Consider the following 21062-nt stretch of genomic DNA (forward strand, 5'->3'; position numbering starts at 1 on the left):
CGCACGGCGTGGAGGGGATTGCGCCGACGACTCGGAATGTTTACGGTGACAACATGATCGATCAAGATAACAGTGTCAACATAAAAAGCGACGGCGCGAAGGCGGCGGGCGCTTATCATCATGGCGACTTGCGCGCGGCGGTGATCGCGGCGGGGCTCAAACGGCTGGAGGCGGGCGACGACGGCGAGCTGGGCCTGCGGGCGCTTGCGCGCGACGTCGGGGTCAGCGCAACCGCGCTTTACCGCCATTTCCCGGACAAGGAGGCGTTGCTCGACGCGCTCGCCGACGAAGGGTTGCGGCGGCTGGGTGCGCGGCAGGCACAGGCGTGGCTGAAGGCCGGCGGCGGGCGCAACGGGTTCAAAGCGACGGGGACGACCTATGTCCGCTTTGCCCACGACGAGCCCGCATTGTTCCGCCTGAGTTTCACGCGGCAGATGTCGGCGCGCCATGCCAATGTTGGCGGCGACGGCGGCGAAGTTGCCTATAACCTGCTGCGGGCGGGCGTCGGCGAAGCGTTGCCGGGGGTCGAAAACCCCGATAGAGCGGCGTTGCACGCTTGGGCGCTGGTCCATGGGCTGGCGATGCTGATCCTCGACCGGCGGCTGGAGTGGGACGAAGCGATGGTCGAAGAAGTGGTCGGTTTGACCTTTGGCGGGATCGATTGAGCGCCGACGCGACCTGATCGCGCGACAAAAGGGGAGGCAAGCGGCAACATGTTAGCGGTTTCTTTCCCTCTTTTCGGTTAATTGGGGCGATGACCCGGCCCCTGTCCCCCCGAGTTGAGGCGGTCTTCTGGTTCCTCCTGACCGCGACGGGCTATTTTCTGCTCGCCAGCCTGGCGCTTCATGCGACCAAGGGCGCGGACAATATCGCCGCCGTCTGGCCGCCCAGCGGCTATTTCCTCGCGCTGTTGCTGCTGATGCCGACTCAGGCGCGCATCCCCGCCTTTCTGGCGATGGCCGCGGCCAGTGTCGGTGCCAATATGGTGGAGGGGATCCGGGCCGGGGCCGCGGCGGCCTACACCGTCGCCAACGCCGCCGAGGCGACGATCGCGCTGTGGCTGATCCGGCGGCACGAACGCGGCGAGATGTCGTTCATGGTCCCCCGCGCGGTCGGGCGTTTTTGCGCCGCCGCCTTTGCCGCCAGCGCGGCGAGCGCCGCAATCGCGATGCTGTTGACGGGCAATGGCTTCAACTTCTTTCTGTCGTGGATGACGACCGTCGCACTCGGGATGCTGATCGTCACCCCGCCGATCGTCATGCTGGCGCGCATGATCGCGTCGAACGCGGTGAACAAGGTGCCGACCGCGATGAAGGTCGAAGCGATCGCGCTGCTGACCGTCGCGGCGTTCGTGACCGGCGCATCTTTTTCGCAGTCCGACTTTCCCGTGACCTTCCTGCCGTGCGTTGCGTTGATCATCGCTGCCTATCGCCTGGGGCCGTTCGGCGCCGCGGCGGGGATGCTGATTGTCGCGCTCATTGCGTCGCTGCTGACCGGGCAGGGGCATGGCCCGATCGCGGCGATGGACGAAAGCCAGAAGGTCGAGGTGCTGTTCCTGCAATTCTATCTGGTGACGATGCTGTTCATCGCGTTGCCGCTCGCGGCGCTGTTGGTCGTCCAGCGGCGGCTGGCCAAGCGGCTGGAGCAGAGCAATCGCTGGCTGCTCCAGGCCGAAGCCGCGGCGCTCGTCGGGCATTGGCGCGTCGACCTGACGGAATGGACGATCCAATGGTCGGACCAGACGTATCGCGTCCATGGGCTGGAGCCCGGCACCGCGGTCGATGTCGAATATAGCGTCGCGCAATATCTGCCCGAGGACCGGGTGGCGGTGCAAAAGACTTTGGCCGAAGCGGTCCGGTCGGGCGAGCCTTTCGTGTTTCAGGGCCGGATAAAGCGGACCGACGGCGAAATCCGGCATGTCAAATCGCACGGGTCGATCGAAATGGGCCGCGGCGGCAAGGCGATCGGCATTTTCGGGACCGTGCAGGACGTCACCGACACGGTCGAAAATGCGCGCATCCTGGAATCGGCGCGCAGCGCGGCGGAGCGGGTGGCCAACACCGACATGCTGACCGGGCTGCCCAACCGGCGCCGCACGCTGAGCTTCCTCGATCAGGCGCTGCGGCGGGCAGAACAGGATGGCGCGCCGCTGGCGGTCGCGATCTTTGACATCGACCATTTCAAGGCGATCAACGACGTGCACGGCCATGCCGCCGGCGACGAAGTGATCCGCCGCGTCGGCCAGCGCGCCAAGGCGTCGCTGCGCGACGACGATATGGTCGGGCGCTATGGCGGCGAGGAATTTGTCTGCGTGCTGCAAGGCCGCAGCGCGCTGTCGGCCGAACTGGTCGCTGAACGGGTGCGCAAGGCGGTCCACGCCGACGCCGAAGGCGCGGTGGCGGGCCTGCCCAGGGTGACGGTCAGCATCGGGCTGGCGGTCTATGCGGGCGAGGCCAGCATCGAAGACCTGCTCCAGCGAGCCGACAAGGCGCTGTACACCGCAAAGCGCGAGGGACGGAACCGGCTACGCATGGCAGCGTGAGGGTTGCGCAGGCGGTGGTTGCCGTCCGCTGGGCGATGGCGGTGGGGTGGAAACGGTCAAAGCACGACATTTATGTCATCGTCATCCCGGCGTAGGCCGGGATGACGGAAGACAAGAGGTCGGGCACGTCCGAAGTCGACCGGAAGTGGACGTACGTCATTTCCTCTCTCCCCTTGTGGGAGAGATACGAAGGCTTGGCAGGCTTGCTGCCTAGCCGCAGTTGAGAGGGGGTTTGCGCGTGCTGGCGTCTGCCCCCTCACCAAGCTTCGCTAGCTCCTGACGGAGCAAGCTGCGCTATCCTCTCCCACAAGGGGAGAGGAGCTCGTGGCAGCTCCCCACCCCAAAGGCGCCATTCGCCATCAAACCCTGCTGAACACCGCTCACCCTTTGGCGGCGGCCTGTTTGCTGTTAGGGTTGCCCCGAACCACAAACAGGGGAGCCGCGCGATGGAATCGAACGATGTGATGATCGCACGGCGGTTGCTGCTTGCGGGGGCGGTCGGGATGGCGGCCTTGGCGCAGGCGCCATGGGCGCTGGCGAAATTGCCGAGCAGCGGGGTCAAGGGGCTGATTGGCGGCGCATCCGATGGCGCGCTCGACAAATTGGCGCAGCCCGGCGCCTTCTATCGCGACACCGCGGTGCGCATCTTGTTGCCGGGTGCTGGCGGCAAGCTGGCGTCGAAGCTGTTCGGCGTGGGCGACAAGCTGGGGCTGACCACCAATTTGACCAAGAGCCTGAACGATGCCGGCGGCAAGGCGGCGGGCGAGGCCAAGCCGATCTTTCGGTCGGCGATCGACAATCTACGCTGGTCCGACGCGCCCGCGCTGGTGAGCAAGCAGGACGGCGCGACGCGCTATCTGCAGACGAGTGCGGGCGATACATTGTTTGGCAAGGTGTCGCCGCTGGTCGGATCGGCGCTGGAGAATGTCGGCGCCTATCGCCAGTTCGACCAGCTGGCGAAGGGCAATTCGCTGATGGCTTCGGTGGGGCTGACGCGCGACGGGTTGACGCGATCGGTGACCGAACAGGCGCTGAAAGGGATATTCCACTATATGGCGAACGAAGAGGCGGCGCTGCGGCGCAATCCCGGGCGGTTGCTGAAAGGGATTTTTTGAGCTGGAAGGGACCGTAAGCGGGCGAGGTAAGCCGTCGATCCTCCCTGTCGCGCAGCGATGGGGAGGTGGCAGCGCGAAGCGCGGACGGAGGGGCTTTCGCGCTAACGTCGCCGCCTCTCCACCCCTTGCCTCGCGAGCGGTCCCCCTCCCCATCGCTGCGCGACAGGGAGGATTTTTCCTCATCGTCATCCCGGACTTGATCCGGGATCTATAGCTGCACTGTCGTCGTGGATCCCGGATCAAGTCCGGGATGACGAGGCTGGCACCACCCATTTCGGACATTGCCGCCGATCCAGAACGAAGGACTGGAAGCGACCGGAAGCGGACATGTCTTCTCCCTTCCCTTTTAGGGAGGGGCTGGGGGTGGGTAGCCGCCGAAGGCGGCATTCTGCCTCGGCTCGCTTCGCTCGCACCCACCCCTAACCCCTCCCTAAAAGGGAGGGGAATGGCTTAAAACAACCCCAAACCAGCCCTCCTCACAACCGCTCGTCATCGCCCTTCATTCGCGCTATACTCACCGCTGCCAGAGGGTCGGGCGATCGCCGCCGGCGGGGTATCCTGCCGGGGGAGGAAAGTCCGGGCTCCACGGAAATCACGGTGCCGGATAACGTCCGGCGGACCGGTCCGAAGGACCGGTTCAGGGAAAGTGCCACAGAGAGCAAACCGCCACGGCTTTGGCCCGGCGAAAGGTGAAAGGGTGCGGTAAGAGCGCACCGCGCGGACGGTAACGGACGCGGCACGGCAAACCCCACCGGGAGCAAGGTCGAATAGGGATGGCACGGGAGCAATTCCAGGGCTGGTTCCGGCCCCGCCGTCCGGGTTGACTGCTTGAGCGTATGGGTAACCATTCGCCTAGAGGAATGATCGCCCATCCCCGGAAACGGGGTGGACAGAACCCGGCTTACAGACCCTCTGGCAACATTCTCCCCAACGCGGCGCGCGGAACGCCCGTGCGCCGCCCGCGTTCTATGTCGGACCAGTTGAAAGGGAAATGCACCATGAAAGTCGTCGATGACCATGTCGAAGTGACCGAGACCGAAGCCAGCGGCGGGGTCAAGGGTCACAATGTCCGCTATGTGCTGGGCTTTTCGCTGATCGCGGTGGTGATCGTCCTCTCGGCGATCTGGATTGTCCCGGCGCTGCTGCAACCCTGAGCAGCCGCGACTTTCCGCTTTCCTACATTGTCCGCGTCACTTACCATCGGTGACAAGGGTGCGCGAAAGCGGGAATTGATGCGATTTTCAGCGTAAAGTTGCGCAGATTTCCGCCACTTTTCATGCGGGCGCAGGTTCGGGGCGGATAGGGGCAAGGATGGCGATTCAGGCACGTTTGGCGGCGGTGTTGGCGGCGCTGTTTATTGCGATGGCGACCACGCCGATCGCCGCCGCCCAGCCTGCCGCCTGCGGCACCGCGCCGCTTGCGGGCGATCGCGTCGCGCTGCTGATCGGCAACAGCGCCTATAATGACTGGGAATGGCCGTCGCTGAAAAATGCGGTCAACGACATCGATTATGTCTGCGACGCTTTTGCCCGGGCGGGGATTTCGCCGCGCATCGTGCGCAACGCCGATATGGCAACGCTCGACACCGCGCTGACGCGCTTTGCCGCCGAGGCAGCCGGGGCCAAGTCGGTGATCATCTATTATGCCGGGCACGGCTTTGAATATGGCGGGCGCAACTGGCTGGTCCCGATGGAGGCGCCGCCCGCGGCGCGGCGCGCCGATGTCGAAAAGCGCTATCTGTCGATCGAAGCGGCGGTGAAGCGGGTCGTGCCGACGGGCGCCTTTACCCTGCTGTTCGTCGATGCCTGCCGCACCGCCGAGCCGGTGGTGCGGATCGAGGACGTCAATGTCGCCGCGGGCGAAGCGGCCTCGGCCCCGCTGGGGCTGCTCGATATTGGTCAAGGCGCGGTTTTCTATTCGACCGCGAAGGGGCGGCCCGCGCTGGATTTTGCGCCGGTCGGATCGCCCGTCAGCCCGTTTGCCGCGGCGGTGGTCAAGGAACTGGCCATTCCCGGGCTCGAAATCTCCGATTATTTCAAGATCGTATCGCGCGAAGTTTACAAGCGCACACATGGCATGGAGCTGGGGCCGCAGCAGCCGTTTCATTATGGCAGCTGGTTCGACGATTATTATCTGGTCGCGCCGCCCGAGGTTCCGGCGGCTGCGCCCGCCCGCCCGACGTCGGCGGTGGCGGTCGTTCCGCTCCCGGCGAAGGGGCAGGCGACCACCGCCGCGCGAAGCGCGGCGACCGACCCGCTCGCGGATATTTCGCTCGACCGGCTGGCGATCGAGGACGAGCCGGTGCTGATCGCCGATGTGCTGTCGCGCCATCCGGCCGCCGAGCTGGTCCGGCTGGCCGACGGCGGGCATCCGCTGGCACAGCAGCTGGCGGGCTATATGTTCTCGCTGGGGGTCGGGGTGAAGCGCGACCTGCCGCGCGCGCGGACGTATCTGGAGGCATCGGCGGCGCAGGGGTTTCCGGCAGGGCAGCAGGAACTCGCCTATCTGCTGCTGGAAAATGATCCGTCGGCGGCCGACGTCAAGCGCGCCTATGATCTGTATGTCGCGGCGTCGAACGCGGGCTTTTCGAAAGCAAAAACGCATCTGGCGTACCGGCTGGCGGCGGGAACCTTTGGACCTGCCGATTTCGCGCGGTCGCAGGCGCTTTATGCCGAGGCGGCGGAGAAGGGGCACCCGGCAGCCATTTTTGCGCTGACCTATTTCGCCGACACCCGCGCCGCCAATCTCGCACGGCTGCGGACGATTGCTTCGGCAGGCAATCCCGAGGGCAATCACTGGCTGTGCGAGGCGCATTTTGCCGCCAAGACGCTGGCCGGGGCGATCGAGGATTGCAGCGTTGCGGCGCGCGCGGGCTTTGCGGGTTCGCGGGCGATCCTGGCCGATGCATATGCCAAGGGGGTCGGCGTTACGGCCGATGCGAGCGAGGCGGCGCATTGGGCGAAGCTGGCGCGCGCGCTGCCCGAACTGCGCAAGGATCAGCGGGCGTTGATTGCGGGGATCGGGGAGTAGCGCTTTACCGATTGTCCCGGTCGCCGCCGCGAGGACGATCGTCAGGAGGGATAGCGGATCGCCATCACCTCCCACTCTTTCGGCCCTGACGGAAGCTGGACCACGCGCAAATCGCCGACCGCGGCGCCGCGCAGCGCACGGGCGAGGGGGCTGTTCCAGCCGATCCGGCCGTCGCCCGCCTCGGCCTCGTCGTCGCCGACCAGCGTGAGGGTGCGCCGCGCATCGTCGTCGTCGGCGAGTTCGACGGTGGCGCCGAACCAGATGCGGCTCTTGTCGGGCTGCTCGGCGGGATCGACGACGCGCGCCGCCTTCATCCGGCGCGCAAGGAACGAGAGCCGCCGGTCGATTTCGCGGAGGCGCTTGCGGCCATAGATATAGTCGCCATTTTCGCTGCGGTCGCCATTGCCCGCCGCCCAGCTGATCACGTCGACCAGTTTTGGCCGCTCGTCACCGAGCAGCGCGTCATACTCGGCGCGCAGCGCGGCATAGCCGGCTGGTGAGATGATGTTGCTGCGTTCCCCCGCCACGCGGATTACCCCGGCGTGCGTTTGCCAAGGTAGAAGCTGAGCGGCGCCTGCGGCATCGTCTTGCCCGGTTGCAGCGTGTCGTAAACGACCGCATTTTCCAGGACGCGCTGCACGTAATTTTTGGTCTCGAAGATCGGAATCGCCTCGATCCAGTCGAGCATCTCGATCGATCCGGTGCGCGGATCGCCATTGGCGCGCAGCCACTTGTTCACATTACCCGGCCCGGCGTTGTATGCGGCGACCGCGAGCGGGTAGCTGCCGCCATAATAGCGCAGCATCTGCTGGAAATAGGTCGATCCCAGCGTCATGTTGTAATTGGTGTCGGTGGTGAGCAGGTCGCGGGTGTAGGAAAGGCCGAGTTTGCCCGCGACTTCGTTCGCGGTGCCGGGCATCAGCTGCATCATGCCGCGCGCCCCGGCATGGCTGATCGCCTGCCGGTCGAACTGGCTTTCCTGCCGGGTGATCGCGTGGATGAAGGTCCAGTTGCCTTCGTGCCCCGCAGGCACGCGGACGGTCGGGAAGCCCGCGACTTCGACCGCATCGAGGCTGTTCGCCTGCGCGCTGCGGCCGATCATCACGCCGAGGTCGGGGCGACCGATCTGCGAGGCCAATTGCCCGGCGAGGACATGGTCGGCCGGCGAGGTCGCCTTTTGCGACAGCGCGCGCAGGAACAATGTCTGTTCGCGCCACGCGCCGATTTCGCCGAGCGCGCGCGCGGCGCGGACGAGCCGGTCATCGGCAAAGGCGCGCTTTTCATCATCGCTGACCCGAATCGTGGGATTGGGTGTCGGCTTGGGCTGCGGACGGCCCAGCCGTTCCAGCGCGAGCTGGCCGTAAAATTGGTCGTAATGCTGCGCGGCGTCGGCAAAATGCGCGTTGGCGGTCGAACGGTCGCCCGCGGCAAGCGCGGCGCGGCCGGCCCAGTAGAAACCCTTGGTGCGCGTCTGCGCCGATCGCGCGGCTTCGCCATAGGCGCGGTACAGCCGCACCGCCTCGGCTGGACGGCGCAGATCCTTGTACGCCAGCTGCCCGGCGAGCCACGTCAGCGACGTATAATCGTCGCGGACGGCGAGCGGGGTTTCGCGGATCACTGTTCCCGGCGGGAACGCGTCGTCGATCTGCCGTGCGATATTATAGGCGGTCAGCTTGTCGCCGCCGCTGTCGGCCTGCCGCGCGTTGGTGAGCAGCGTTTCGATCCATTCCTCGGCATCGGTCGGCGCTTTGGCCAGCGCGCGCGGTGCGGCGAGCAAAGCACGCGCTTCGCCGACCCGGCCGGTCTGGCGCAGCCAGGTCGCCTTGTCGGTGATGTAGCCGGCGTCGGTGCGGACCAGCGACGGGTTGGCGCTTTCGACCGCCGACGCCTGGAACGCCGCGTCGACCGCGCTGCTGCGCATCGCGAGGCGCGCGGCAAAGACGCTGCGCCGTTCGGGCGAGGTATAGGCGAGCTGGCGGCTCGCCGCGCCAGTGGCGCCCGACCACAGCAGCCGGTCCATCCGCGCGTCATGGTCGGCGACCGACAGCGCGCCCGGAAACAGGCTGAGCGCGCGGCTGACCTCATATTCGTCGAGCGCTCCGCCGGTCCAGGCGCGGCGCACCGCGGCGTTGGCATCGTCGCGGCGGCCCGATGCGTTCAGTGCCATCGCATGGCGCAGATGCCCGCTGGGCGTCTGCGGGGGATAGGCCTGAAAATAGGCGAGGGTGCGCGCGGGGTCGAAGCTGTCGATCGCGATCGCCTTTTCGGCGCGGACGCGCATCTTGTCAGCGTCGGGCCAACCCTTGTTCGCCATCAGGAAGCGCGACAGCTGGTCGAACGAGGCGCCGGTGTTGGCGGTCAGGCGGCGCCATTCCATCACCGCATCGCCGACCGAACTGGTCGCTGGCGGCGATCCCGATGTCGACGCGAGGCCCATTTGCGCGCGATACCACTGCATCTGTTCGGGGGTCAGTTCGCTTGCCTGAGCGGTGGTCGGGACGAGCAGCGCAAAGGCCAAGGCAAGACGAGAAATTCGGGGCAGCGTAATCATGGCGGCCATGTTAGTGGCAAACTCCTTGCGGGGCGCTGAATAGGCGTCCATTAGCGGCGCGCCGTCGGGACTCTACCGGCTGGCCCGTGTTTTTGTAAAGGAGCGGGGCATGTTTTCGGGGTCTATTCCCGCCTTGGTGACGCCATTTCGCGATGGGGCGTTCGACGCTCCGGCATTTTCGCGGCTGGTCGACTGGCAGATCCATGAAGGCACCAGCGCGCTCGTGCCGTGCGGGACAACCGGCGAAAGCCCGACATTGGGGTTCGACGAACATTATCAGGTGATCGACAGCTGCATCCAGGCGGCGGCGGGGCGCGTGCCGGTGATCGCGGGTTGCGGATCGAACGATACCGCGACCGCGGTTCGCCACATGCGCTATGCGCAGGCCGCTGGGGCAGCGGCGGCGCTGATCGTCGCGCCTTATTACAATCGGCCAAGCCAGGCCGGGATGCTTGCGCATTTTCAGGCGCTCGCCGACGCCAGCGACCTGCCGATCGTCGTCTATAACGTCCCCGGCCGCACCGTCGCCGACATCAGCGCCGAGACGCTGTGCAAGCTCGCCGAAATCCCAAGCGTCGTTGCGATCAAGGATGCCAGCGGCGATCTGGCGCGGGTGACGATTCAGCGCGCTGGGGCGGGCAAGGATTTCTGCCAACTCAGCGGCAACGACGACCTGTGGCTGCCGCACGCGGTGTTGGGCGGCGTCGGCTGTATCTCGGTCACCGCCAATGTCGCGCCGCGCCTGTGCGCCGATTTTGCCGCGGCGTGCGCTGCCGCCGACTGGGCCCGCGCACTGACGCTGCACGACCGGCTGTTCGACCTGCATCAGGCGATGTTCTCCGACACCTCGCCGGGGCCGGTCAAATATGCGCTGTCGCGCGTCCACGACTGGTTTTCGCCCGAAGTGCGCCTACCTATCATTCCGGCGAACGATGCGTCGCGCGCCGCCGTCGATGCCGCATTGTCCGCGGCAGGAGTGATCTAGGTTACGTCATGGCCCGTCCGCAGTCCGCCGCCGAATTCGACAAGAAAAAGATCGTCGCCGAAAACCGGCGCGCGCGCTTTGACTTTGCCATTGAACAGGTGTTCGAGGCGGGGATCGCGCTGCAGGGGACCGAGGTCAAATCGCTGCGTTTCGGCGAAGGCACGATCGCCGAGAGCTATGCTGAGGTGAAGGGCAGCGAGGTGTGGCTGATCAACAGCAACATCCCCGAATTCAGTCACGGCAACCGCCACAATCACGAACCGAAGCGCCCGCGCAAGCTGCTGCTCAGCGGCAGGGAGATCAACAAGATGTACGCCGCCGTCGCGCGGCAGGGCATGACGCTGGTCCCGCTGTCGGTCTATTTCAACAGCCGCGGCCGTGCCAAGGTCGAACTCGCGCTCGCCAAGGGCAAGAAGGCACATGATAAGCGGGAGTCGATCAAGGAACGCGACTGGAAGCGCGACAAGCAACGGCTGATGAAAGAGCGCGGGTGAGCGGCGGCAAGCCCAAGGACAAGGCGGCGGTGATGAACTGGATCCGCCGCAACTCGCCGACGCGCGAGGAGCTGCTCGCCAGCCGCTTCGTCAAGCCGTTTGCGCACCGCGTTGCGCATAGCCATTTGTGGCGTTTTACCCGCACCTCGGTACCGCGCGGTACCGCGCTGGGGCTGTTCGTCGGGATATTCTTTCTGATCCCGGGTATCCAGATATTGGGCGTCGCGCTGCTGGCGCTGCCCGTCCGCGCCAATATTCCGATCGGTGCCGCAATGACGTTCCTGTCGAACCCGGTCACGACGCCGTTCATCATCCTGGCGTCGGTGTGGCTCGGCGACTGGCTGTTTGGCTTGCAAGCCAACAGCGCCACCTTTTCGGCGATGATCGAGCATGGCGCGTCGGCGGGCGAATGGGCGCGCTGGGCCTTTTCGGACGCCGCTCCGGCGATGCTGGGCGGGCTGCTGGTCATTTCGCTGGTGTCGGCGGCGCTGGGCTATGTGCTGGCGTCGGTGTTCTGGGACAATTGGATTCGCCTGCGCTGGCGGCGCAAATTGCAGCGGGCACGCGACCAACGACATGAGGCATCGACCAGCGACACCCCCGCCGGTTGAACGGCGCGCCCGCCGTCGTATAGCTGTCCCATTGCGATGCTGTGCCCCGCCGATGCGCCGCACGTCATCGCGTCATTTTGAGAACTGGGGACTATCATGATGTTTTCGCATGTTTCGTCGCGCCTGATGGCGACCGCCGCGCTTGGCGCGATGCTGATTTCGGCACTTCCCGCCGCCGCCAAAGAAAAGGCCGCCCCGGCGCCCGCCACCGAAAGCGCGGCCAAGCCCGAACTCGGCACCTTTGGCTTCGACACCGCGGGCATGGACACGTCGGTGCAGCCTGGCGACGATTTTTATGCCTATGCCAACGGCACCTGGGCCAAGAACACCCCGATTCCCGCCGACAAGTCGAACTATGGCATGTTCACCGCGCTCGGCGATCTGTCGCAGGTGCGTACCCGCGAAATTCTGGACGCCGCGAAGGGCGATCCGAACAGCATGATCGGCCGCAACTATGCCGCCTATCTGGATGGCGCAGCCGTCGAAGCCAAGGGGCTGGCGCCGATCCAGCCGTGGCTTGCCAAGATCCGCGCCGTCGACAAGGCGGGGCTTGCCGCGCTGCTGGCCGAAGCCGATCGCAACGGCGTCCAACATTTCTTTGGCGGCTTCGTCGGGCAGGACGACAAGAATCCCGAAGTGTATATCTACACGATGTTTCAGGGCGGCATCGGCATGCCCGACCGCGATTTCTATCTGAAGGACAATGAGCGCAACGCGAAGCTGCAGGCCGCGTACCTCAAGCATCTGGAAAATGTCCTGACGCTGGCGGGCGAGGCCAATGCCGCGGCGCGTGCCAAGGCGATCTATGATTTCGAAAAGCAGATCGCGACCGTCCATTGGGACAAGAATGACAGCAGCGACGCGACCAAAGTCTATAACAAGATGACGATCGCCGAGCTCGCCGCTGCGGCGCCGGGTTTTGACTGGGCGACCTTCTTTCGCGGCATCGGCGTCAAGGAAGATGCACTGCTGGTGTCGCAGCCGAGCGCCTTTACCGGCGAGGCAAAATTGCTTGCCGATGCGCCGATCGCGGTGCTGCGCGACATGCTGATGATCCGCAGCCTCGACGGCTTTTCGGGCGTGCTGCCCGACAAGTTCGCGCAGGAGGCCTTCTCCTTCTATGGCACCGCGCTGTCGGGCACGCCGCAGATGCAGGAACGCTGGAAGCGCGCGGTCGATTTCACCACCGGCAACCTCGGTGAGGCGGTCGGTCAGGACTATGTCGCCAAATATTTCCCGCCCGAAACCAAGGCGGCGATGGATGAACTCGTGAAGAATGTCCTCGCCGCGATGGGTCGCCGTATCGATGGCCTCGAGTGGATGCAGCCGCAGACCAAGGTGAAGGCGAAGCAGAAGCTCGCGAATTTCACCACCAAGATTGGCTATCCCGATCGCTGGAAGGATTACAGCAAGCTCGAGATCAAGGCCGACGACCTGTTCGGCAACGCGCTGCGGTCGAACCAGTTCGCGCACGACGACAATATCAGCCGCCTCGGCGGGCCGATCCGCCGCTGGGAATGGGGCATGACCCCGATGACGGTCAACGCCTATGCCAATTTTGGCATGAACGAGATCGTCTTTCCCGCCGCGATCCTGCAGCCGCCCTTCTTTGATCCGCACGCCGACCCGGCGATCAACTATGGCGGCATCGGCGCCGTGATCGGCCACGAGATCAGCCATCATTTCGACGACCAAGGCGCGAAATATGACGAAACCGGCAAGCTTGCCGACTGGTGGACCCCCGCCGACGTCGCGGCGTTCGAAGCCGCGGGCAAGGCGCTGATCGCGCAATATGACGCCTATGAGGTGCTGCCCGGCGAAAAGCTCGACGGGACGTTCACGCTGGGCGAGAATATCGGCGATCTGGCGGGGCTGACCGTTGCCTATGACGCGTACAAGGCGTCGCTCGGCGGCAAGGAAGCGCCGGTGCTCGGCGGGCTCACCGGCGACCAGCGCTTCTTCCTCGGCTGGGCGCAGGTGTGGCGGCGCAACTATCGCGACCAGAATCTGTCGCAGCGTATCACGACCGATCCGCATTCGCCCTCGATCCAGCGGACTTGGGTCTCGCGCAACCTTGACCCGTGGTATAAGGCGTATCAGATCAAGGAAGGCCAGAAGCTGTATCTGGCGCCGAAAGACCGCGTCCGCATCTGGTGATGCACCGATAAGAAAGACTGTCATTGACCGCGACGAGCCTGCCTTCCGCTGATTCCGATATCGGCAGGGGGGTGGGCTCCGCTGGTCCGCTGTCGGAGCCGCCGGGCCTGTCGCGCGTCGATATGGCCATACTCGGCGGCCTGGCGCTGTTGTCGACGCTGCTCCTGTTCTGGGCGACGCGCGACGCGGTGATTGCTGCCGGTTTCGTCGCCGGGCTCGCGGTTGCGGTCGGCGGCGTGTTGCTCGCGCGGCGCCTTTTTCCCGCCGTCGTGGCGGGCGAGGCGGTAGCGCCCGACTGGACGATGCTGCGCCAGGCGGTCAATCACGACGATGTCGCGATCGCAGTCACCGACCGGGCCGGGCGGATGGTGTGCGCGAACGACCTGTTCGGCACCTGGATGGGCGGCTTCGTGACCCCGCCGGGGCTGCCACTCGAAGGACGCGGCGCCGAGCTGCTCAAAAATGCCGGTCGCATCGCGTGGCGCGATGGCGAGGGGCGCGTCGACGATCTGGCGATCGGCCATCTGCAACTGCGCGCGCAGGTGACGCGCACCGGTCAGGCGGAGGATTATCTGGTGTGGCGCTTTGCGGCGCTCGAACGACTCGATCTCGCCTCTGAAATCACCCGCCATCTCGATGGCCCCGCGGGCCGGACCCTGAGCCACGCCGGGGTGATGGCGGCGCTGGTCAATGCCGAGGGGCGGCTGCGCGTCGCCAATCAGGCGTTCCTGCTCCGCGCGCTCGGCGAAGATGACGCCGGCCATTATGCCGGCCGCGATGTTGCCCCGATGTTGCGCATCGATGACGGCGGTGCGCTGTATTTCGCGCGCGAGGGCGACCGCGCGACCCCGGTGCGGATGCTGCAAATCCCGCTGGCCCCGGCCGACAGCAATACGCCGGTGCTGCTCGCGATGCTCGACGAGGAAATGGGTCCGACCGATCGCGGCACCGCGCAGACCTATGTCGAAACCCTGCTGTCGCTGCTTCCCTTCGGGCTGGCGATGGTCGATCGCGACGGGCGCTTCCTCTATATGAACCGCGCCTTTGTGCGCGCCGCCAATCTGGGCGAGGGCAAGATGCCGCGCTATCCCGGCGACATTGTGGTGGGCGAGGACAAGGGGCCACTCGCCGACATGATCCGCCGCCACAGCAGCGGGCAGCAGGTGGGCGGCGACCTGTCGATCCGGCTGGCGGGACAAAGCGGCGAGCCCGTGTCGATGCGCGTCGTCGGGGTGCGCGGGCTCGGTGAGGCAGCGGTGCTGCTGAGCCTGAAGGATTCGAGCGAGGAATCGCGGCTGAAGCGTCAGGTCGCGCAGGCGTCGAAGATGCAGGCGGTCGGCCAGCTCGCGGGCGGCGTCGCGCATGACTTCAACAATATCCTGACCGCGGTGCTCGGCGCCTGCGACCTCATGCTGATGCGCCATACCCCCGGCGACAGCGACTATGACGACATCCAGCAGATTCGCAGCAACGCCAATCGCGCCGCCAGCCTGACGCGGCAATTGCTCGCCTTTTCGCGGCAGCAGACGTTGCGGCCGCAGATCCTGCAGCTGCCCGACGTGATTTCAGAGGTCTCGCACCTCTTGAAGCGGCTGATCGGCGAAACGGTGCAGCTGGCGGTCCATCATGGCCGCGGGCTGGGCGCGGTGCGCGCCGATCCGGGGCAGCTGGAACAGGTGATCATCAACCTGGCGGTGAACGCGCGCGACGCGATGCCGGGCGGCGGCACGCTGACGATCGAAACCTATCCCGTGTCGGCGGCGGACGTGCGCCAGATGGGCAATGAATTCATGCCCCCCGCCGATTATTGCGCGCTCAAGGTCAGCGACACCGGCACTGGCATCGCGCCCGATGTGCTCCCCAAGATTTTCGAACCCTTTTTCACCACCAAGGATGTCGGCAAGGGAACGGGGCTCGGACTGTCGACGGTTTATGGCATCATCAAGCAATCGGCGGGCTTCATCTTTGCCGACAGCAAGCCGGGGCAGGGGACCAGCTTTACCATTTACCTGCCGATCCATCGCAGCGGCAGCGAGACGCCGAGCGCGGCTGCGCCGCCGCCGAAGCCCAAGAAAAGCCAGTGGGGCAGCGGCACGATCCTGCTCGTCGAGGACGAGGATATGGTGCGTGCGGTGGCCGAACGCGCATTGACCCGCGCAGGCTATACCGTCGTCACCGCGTCGCAGGGTGAGGAAGGTCTCGAACGCTTTGCCCAGATGGCCGAGGTCGACCTGATCATCAGCGATGTCGTGATGCCGACGATGGATGGCCCCGCGATGGTCCGCGCGCTGCGCGCCAAGCGCCCCGACCTGCCCGTGCTGTTCATGTCGGGCTATGCCGAGGAACAGCTGCGTCAGTCGATCAACATCGACGATGTCGCTTTCCTGCCCAAACCCTTTTCGGTCGCGCAGCTCGCCGAGGCGACTTCGGCGGCGCTGGATGACGCCGCGCACAGGATGAAAAATGGCTGATAATCCGCGCATTCTGCTGGTCGAGGACGATGTGCTGATCGGGATGATGCTCGCCGACATGTTCGACGCGCTCGGGCTTCCCGAACCGGCGCAGGCATCGAGCAAGGACGAGGCGTTGGCAATCATCGCTGCCGAGCCGCTGGACGGCGCGCTGGTCGATATCAACCTCGGCGACGACAAGGGGTGGCCGGTCGCCGACGCGCTGGCCGATCGCGGCATCCCCTTTGCCTTCACCTCGGGCGGCGGCGACATATTGCCGCCCGCCCACGCGCATCGCCGCCTGGTCGGCAAGCCGTTCCGGATCAGCGATATCGAAGCGGCGTTGGCCGAGTTTGGGGGCTAGCCGCCACGTCGCCCCCGCGCAGGCGGGGGCCGCAATCGTCCTTTTTCTTGCATCGCTGCACAAACCGACGGCGGCCCCCGCCTGCACGGGGGCGGCGTGGCAAAAAAATTTGTTCCCCTCTTGTTCTTTGAGAACAAATGACGTACATGGTTCCGGCGTTGCGGTGGTTCAGCCTTCGCTTTAGAGCAGGAAAGGACGGCACATGGCCGGTCAATTGTCACTCGTCGAATCGGGGAAATCAGTGAACAACACGGACAGGCAAAAGGCGCTGGACGCCGCGCTCGCGCAGATCGACCGCGCCTTTGGTAAGGGCTCGGTGATGAAATTGGGATCGAAGGAGGCGATGCAGGTCGAGGCGATCTCGACCGGGTCGCTCGGCCTCGACATCGCGCTCGGCGTCGGCGGCCTGCCGCGCGGTCGCGTCATCGAAATCTACGGCCCCGAAAGCTCGGGCAAAACGACGCTGGCGCTGCACACGCTGGCGGAAGCGCAAAAGACCGGCGGCACTGTCGCCTTCGTCGATGCCGAACATGCGCTCGACCCCGTCTATGCGCGCAAGCTTGGCGTCAACATCGACGAATTGATCGTGTCGCAGCCCGACACCGGCGAACAGGCGCTCGAAATCGTCGACACGCTGGTGCGCTCGAACGCGATCGATGTACTCGTCGTCGACTCGGTCGCCGCGCTCGTGCCGCGCGCCGAAATCGAGGGCGAGATGGGCGACAGCCATGTCGGCCTGCAAGCGCGCTTGATGTCGCAGTCGCTGCGTAAGCTCACCGGTTCGATCAGCCGCTCGCGCTGCATGGTGATCTTCATCAACCAGCTGCGCATGAAAATCGGCGTGATGTACGGCAACCCCGAAACGACGACCGGCGGCAATGCGCTCAAATTCTATGCCTCGGTCCGCCTCGACATCCGCCGCACCGGCCAGATCAAGAATGGCGACGAAATCGTCGGCAACACGACCAAGGTCAAGGTCGTGAAGAACAAGGTCGCGCCGCCGTTCAAGCAGGTCGAATTCGACATCATGTACGGGCAGGGCATTTCCAAGATCGGTGAGATCCTCGACATCGGCGTCAAGGCCGGGCTGGTCGAAAAATCGGGTGCCTGGTTCAGCTATGATTCGATCCGCATCGGCCAGGGCCGCGAGAATGCGAAGAATTTCCTGACCGAGAATCCCGAATTGCGCGAACGGCTGGAAGCCGCGATCCGCGGCCGCACCGATGCGGTCGCCGAAGAAATGATGATCGGCTCCGACGAGGACGGCGGCGACGATAATTGATCCCGATCCGGTCGGCCCGCACTGGCGGACCGGCCGGGAAACGGCGGCGGGTCTTCAGCCCCCCTTGTAACTACGGGCACCTGCACTCCCCTCTCCCCGCAGGTGGACCCGCCGGCCGTTGACTTTTTTGTGCCTGTCGCTTCGTGCGTGTTGCCGGAGATGGCTGCTTTTGGGGTGGGAAGCGGACGTCCAGACTGACCGTCGCCCCCGCGCAGGCGGGGGCCGCTAGCTGCCTATCCCTGCGTCGCTGAGTAAACCGACAGCGGCCCCCGCCTGCGCAGGGGCGACGGCTAGTTTCGGTCGGTTCCAGTCCAGCGAACCAGTGGGGCTGCGAACGGCCTATATGGGGTGGCTTGCGGACGTTGCGCTGATCGCTGAGCTCAGCCATAAAGATGCCATGCATGACTATCGAGATCGGTTCAGCGACGACCGGCTAGGGAAGCTGGTGAAGCATAAGCCCGTGCCGGAAAAGCCGAAGGCGTGATGCCCAGCGACAAATGGCTATTTGGCGTTGCGATGTTTTGGTTCGCCTATTCCGCCTATCGTTTGAGTGATGGCCGTGGCTTCTCTGAAAATTGGAGCATGATGTTCCCGCTCCTCACCGGCATCGTTTTTCTATATCTTGCCTATCGCCGCCCACGTGGCGCGACAAAATAGGACGTACTAGGGCTTCCAACTACATCCTGGCCTATCATGTTCGCCGCCAGCATCCTGCACTCCATATCGTGATACCGGAAATCTCTTCCGCCGGTAGGGAAGTTGAAGGGCGCGAATGGGGTGGGAAGCTGAAGTTGTCCGCGTATGATCAGGCGAACAGTTGAAATGCAAAATAGCTCGCAGGGATGGCCACTCCGGCGGCCAGGAACGCCGTTCTAGTTGTGGAAGTCTGAGACCATTTGAGAAGAAGGTAGAACCATAGCGGAGACGCCACGATCATCAGCCATACGACGGTGACTAAGGGTGCCTCCGAACGCCAAAGATTAAATCCGAAAGTCACCCCGACGAACAGCGCATAAGCCGCGATTAGGCTGATCGGGATGAACGCCAGTTCCAGCAGGAACCGCAGGGAATAAAATCGTTTGCGTTGGCGCATTGCTTCATCCGTTCGCCACTCATCTTGCCGCTGCGCCCGGATGTCCGCAACTGGTCGTTAGCTGACACTTCCATTTCCGTTCGTGTCGAGCGAAGTCGAGACACCCATAGGACATGCTAGGTTCTGCCGGGTATCACGACTTCGCTCGATGCAAACGGAGGTAGGACGGGCGGCTGCCGACCGGGCGCGATTCTCCTCGACGTCGCGCTCCCGTCTCTCCAGCGCAATCCTCGCTGCCGCGCCTTGCGCGCGCCCGACCACCAGCTACAAGCGAGCCATGCCTGCGATCCGCCTCTTCGGTCTGCCCACCGACATCAACAGCAGCTTCGAGCGCGGCGCCGCCGCTGGACCGGCGGCGATCCGGGCGGCGCTGTTCAGTGATCGCGGCAATATGGCCAGCGAACTCGGACCGGAGATCGGTACCGACATCGCCTTCACCGATGATGGCGACCTGCCGCTGACCGAGAACACCGCGCAGGACGATGCCGCGATCCGCCGCCATGTCGTGATGCTGCACGAGGATAGCGAGGTGCCGCTGGCGCTTGGCGGCGATCATGCGGTGACCTTTCCGCTCGTCGAAGCCGCGGCGACCTGTTTCGGACCAGTGACCATCCTGCATTTCGACGCGCACCCCGATCTCTACGATGATTTTGCCGGCAATCCGCGCAGCCATGCCTCGCCCTTCGCGCGCATTTGCGAAGCGGGGCATGCGGCGCGGCTGGTGCAGGTCGGCATCCGCACCCTCAACACCCATTGCCGCGAACAGGCTGCGCGCTTCGGGGTCGAGGTCATTCCGATGGCCGATTTCTACCCCGACGACGTCCCCGTGCTCGACGGCCCACTCTATATCTCGATCGACCTCGACGGCATCGATCCGTCGGCGGCGCCCGGGGTAGCGCATCCCGAGCCGGGCGGGCTGACGGTGCGCGAAGTGCTGGCGGTGCTGCACAAGCAGACCGCGCCGATCGTCGGCGCCGACATCGTCGAGCATCATCCCGGCCGCGACATCGGCGATGTCACCGCGATCCTCGGCGCCAAGCTGGTCCGCGAGCTCGCGGCGCTGATCGACCGCAATGGAAGCTACAAATTTGACCCTTTGAGGAGAGCATCATGAGCCTGATCGTCCACCATCTGAACAACAGCCGCTCGCAGCGCATATTGTGGCTGCTCGAAGAAATCGGCGCGCCGTACGAAATCAAATATTATGACCGCGACGCGACCACCAACCTGGCGCCGCCCGAGCTGGTCGCAGTGCATCCGCTCGGCAAGTCGCCGGTGATCTCCGATGGCGACCGCGTCATTATCGAATCGGGCGCGATCACCGAATATTTGTGCGAGCGCCACGGCGGCGGCCATCTGGTCCCCGAACGCGGCACCGACGACCATATCAGCCACCTCGAATGGCTGCATTTTGCCGAAGGGTCGGCGATGACCCCGATCCTGCTGCGCATCTACACCGCGCGGCTCGGCGAAGCGGCGGCGCCACTCGAACCGCGGATCAACCAGCAGCTCGACGCCCATTTTTCCTATATGGAAAGCCGCGTCGGCGACAGCGGCCACTTCATCGGCGACAGCCTGTCCGCCGCCGACATCATGCTGAGCTTTCCCGCGGAAATCGCGATCATGCAGGGCATGGTGCCGCGCTATCCCAAGCTCGCGGCGTTCGTGAACGCCTGTCACGCGCGTCCCGCTTGGCAGCGCGCGCGCGAAAAGGGCGGCGCCTATTATGGCTATTGACCGGCGCCGCTGGCTGCCGCTCGCGGCGCTGGCGCTGCTCGGCAGCGCAGCGGCGGCGCAGGTGCCGCCGCTCGGCCCCGAGGTCGAGCGGGTCGCGACGACGGCCGACGGCGCGGCGTTTGCTGTGGCGGCGGCCGACGAAAGCGCGGCGATGGGCCGCTTCGCCGCATACACCATGGCGCTGGCGAAGCGCGATTATGCCAGCGCCTATGCCATGCTGCGCCTGTCGTTCCAGGCGGCGAACCCGCGGCTCGAATGGGAAATGAACCTTCGCAAGCGGCCGGTGCTGTGGGCCGATGGCACGCTTCGCGTGCTGCGTGTCAGCTGGTACGCCGACCCCGCGGGCCAGCCGCCGGGGCTGTACGCCGCGTTCGATTTTCGCGGTGATCGGTCCGACCGGACGATGGATTGCGGCTATGTCGTCGTCCACCGCACCGAAACGGGCGCCGAATGGACCGTCGTGCGCACCGACACGTCGGAGGTGCCGCCCGACCTGATCGAGGACGGCGTACCAAAGGCCGACGTGCTGCGCCAGCTGCCCTGCTATCTGGGCAAGGGTATCGCGACAAACTTTTGATATTGCCGCAAAAACCCCTTGCAACGCGCAGGCCTTGTCCGCAGGATGGGCGCGTACCGCGAAGGAAGCTTCGG

The 21062-nt window shown here is 65.2% G+C and carries 19 protein-coding genes and 1 other RNA gene; 17 read left to right on the forward strand and 3 right to left on the reverse strand.

The window, feature by feature from the left end; genetic code table 11:
* Positions 1 to 53: 53 nt before the first annotated feature.
* The 6 genes from SPYCW_RS04495 (at position 54) to SPYCW_RS04515 (ending at position 6687) form a co-directional block, all read left to right on the forward strand.
* Positions 54 to 665 carry a TetR/AcrR family transcriptional regulator gene (locus SPYCW_RS04495; protein WP_120215786.1) on the forward strand — a complete coding sequence of 204 codons (612 nt, stop codon included), beginning with the start codon at positions 54 to 56 and terminating at the stop codon, positions 663 to 665.
* 89 nt (positions 666 to 754) lie between these two features.
* Positions 755 to 2542 carry a sensor domain-containing diguanylate cyclase gene (locus SPYCW_RS04500; protein ID WP_120215787.1) on the forward strand — a complete coding sequence of 596 codons (1788 nt, stop codon included), beginning with the start codon at positions 755 to 757 and terminating at the stop codon, positions 2540 to 2542.
* Positions 2543 to 2988: 446 nt separating this feature from the next.
* The gene (locus SPYCW_RS04505) at positions 2989 to 3657 is read left to right on the forward strand and encodes a DUF4197 domain-containing protein (protein WP_232014831.1); all 669 of its coding nucleotides are present in this window, start codon (positions 2989 to 2991) and stop codon (positions 3655 to 3657) included.
* A 523-nt stretch (positions 3658 to 4180) separates the two neighbouring features.
* Positions 4181 to 4577: RNase P RNA component class A (gene rnpB / locus SPYCW_RS04510), an RNA gene on the forward strand.
* A 78-nt stretch (positions 4578 to 4655) separates the two neighbouring features.
* Entirely contained in the window at positions 4656 to 4811 is a 156-nt protein-coding gene (locus tag SPYCW_RS18905) for a hypothetical protein (protein ID WP_168452449.1), read from the forward strand.
* A gap of 157 nt (positions 4812 to 4968) precedes the next feature.
* Positions 4969 to 6687, forward strand: a complete 1719-nt coding sequence (locus SPYCW_RS04515; protein ID WP_120215788.1) for a caspase family protein — start codon at positions 4969 to 4971, stop codon at positions 6685 to 6687.
* A 41-nt stretch (positions 6688 to 6728) separates the two neighbouring features.
* Here the strand turns inward: SPYCW_RS04515 and greB are convergent, their stop codons facing one another.
* Positions 6729 to 7214, reverse strand: coding sequence for a transcription elongation factor GreB (gene greB / locus SPYCW_RS04520; protein WP_120215789.1), 486 nt, complete (start codon positions 7212 to 7214; stop codon positions 6729 to 6731).
* A 5-nt stretch (positions 7215 to 7219) separates the two neighbouring features.
* Positions 7220 to 9247: a lytic transglycosylase domain-containing protein gene (locus tag SPYCW_RS04525; protein ID WP_120215790.1), complete on the reverse strand. Its 2028-nt coding sequence runs from the start codon at positions 9245 to 9247 to the stop codon at positions 7220 to 7222.
* A 100-nt stretch (positions 9248 to 9347) separates the two neighbouring features.
* Here SPYCW_RS04525 and dapA point away from each other — a divergent pair, with 100 nt between their 5' ends.
* The 8 genes from dapA (at position 9348) to SPYCW_RS18910 (ending at position 18238) form a co-directional block, all read left to right on the forward strand.
* On the forward strand, positions 9348 to 10223 hold the full coding sequence (gene dapA / locus SPYCW_RS04530) for a 4-hydroxy-tetrahydrodipicolinate synthase (RefSeq protein WP_120215791.1): 876 nt from the start codon (positions 9348 to 9350) through the stop codon (positions 10221 to 10223).
* Between the two features lie 8 nt (positions 10224 to 10231).
* Positions 10232 to 10717 (forward strand): SsrA-binding protein SmpB, encoded by a 486-nt coding sequence (gene smpB, locus SPYCW_RS04535; protein WP_120215792.1) that lies wholly within the window; start codon positions 10232 to 10234, stop codon positions 10715 to 10717.
* A 32-nt stretch (positions 10718 to 10749) separates the two neighbouring features.
* Positions 10750 to 11328: a DUF2062 domain-containing protein gene (locus SPYCW_RS04540; RefSeq protein WP_120218102.1), complete on the forward strand. Its 579-nt coding sequence runs from the start codon at positions 10750 to 10752 to the stop codon at positions 11326 to 11328.
* A 96-nt stretch (positions 11329 to 11424) separates the two neighbouring features.
* Positions 11425 to 13485: a M13 family metallopeptidase gene (locus tag SPYCW_RS04545; protein ID WP_232014832.1), complete on the forward strand. Its 2061-nt coding sequence runs from the start codon at positions 11425 to 11427 to the stop codon at positions 13483 to 13485.
* A gap of 122 nt (positions 13486 to 13607) precedes the next feature.
* A complete protein-coding gene (locus SPYCW_RS04550) occupies positions 13608 to 15956 on the forward strand; it encodes a hybrid sensor histidine kinase/response regulator (RefSeq protein ID WP_120218104.1) in 2349 nt (782 codons plus the stop codon).
* Positions 15949 to 16299 carry a response regulator gene (locus SPYCW_RS04555; protein WP_120215793.1) on the forward strand — a complete coding sequence of 117 codons (351 nt, stop codon included), beginning with the start codon at positions 15949 to 15951 and terminating at the stop codon, positions 16297 to 16299. The genes SPYCW_RS04550 and SPYCW_RS04555 overlap by 8 nt, the downstream gene beginning before the upstream one ends.
* A gap of 202 nt (positions 16300 to 16501) precedes the next feature.
* Entirely contained in the window at positions 16502 to 17581 is a 1080-nt protein-coding gene (gene recA, locus SPYCW_RS04560; protein ID WP_120215794.1) for a recombinase RecA, read from the forward strand.
* Between the two features lie 483 nt (positions 17582 to 18064).
* Positions 18065 to 18238 (forward strand): hypothetical protein, encoded by a 174-nt coding sequence (locus tag SPYCW_RS18910; RefSeq protein ID WP_172595420.1) that lies wholly within the window; start codon positions 18065 to 18067, stop codon positions 18236 to 18238.
* 148 nt (positions 18239 to 18386) lie between these two features.
* Here SPYCW_RS18910 and SPYCW_RS04565 read toward each other — a convergent pair whose 3' ends face one another.
* A complete protein-coding gene (locus SPYCW_RS04565) occupies positions 18387 to 18674 on the reverse strand; it encodes a hypothetical protein (RefSeq protein ID WP_120215795.1) in 288 nt (95 codons plus the stop codon).
* Positions 18675 to 18951: 277 nt separating this feature from the next.
* Here SPYCW_RS04565 and speB point away from each other — a divergent pair, with 277 nt between their 5' ends.
* The 3 genes from speB to SPYCW_RS04580 are packed head-to-tail and all read left to right on the forward strand — an operon-like array spanning position 18952 to position 20988.
* Complete coding sequence (speB, locus tag SPYCW_RS04570; protein WP_120215796.1) at positions 18952 to 19788, forward strand: agmatinase; 837 nt, start codon at positions 18952 to 18954, stop codon at positions 19786 to 19788.
* Entirely contained in the window at positions 19785 to 20411 is a 627-nt protein-coding gene (locus SPYCW_RS04575; RefSeq protein ID WP_120215797.1) for a glutathione S-transferase family protein, read from the forward strand. Before speB ends, SPYCW_RS04575 begins: the two co-directional genes overlap by 4 nt.
* Positions 20401 to 20988 (forward strand): hypothetical protein, encoded by a 588-nt coding sequence (locus SPYCW_RS04580; protein WP_120215798.1) that lies wholly within the window; start codon positions 20401 to 20403, stop codon positions 20986 to 20988. Before SPYCW_RS04575 ends, SPYCW_RS04580 begins: the two co-directional genes overlap by 11 nt.
* The last annotated feature ends 74 nt before the right edge of the window (positions 20989 to 21062 follow it).

Source organism: Sphingopyxis sp. EG6 (assembly GCF_003609815.1).
Classification (GTDB): domain Bacteria; phylum Pseudomonadota; class Alphaproteobacteria; order Sphingomonadales; family Sphingomonadaceae; genus Sphingopyxis.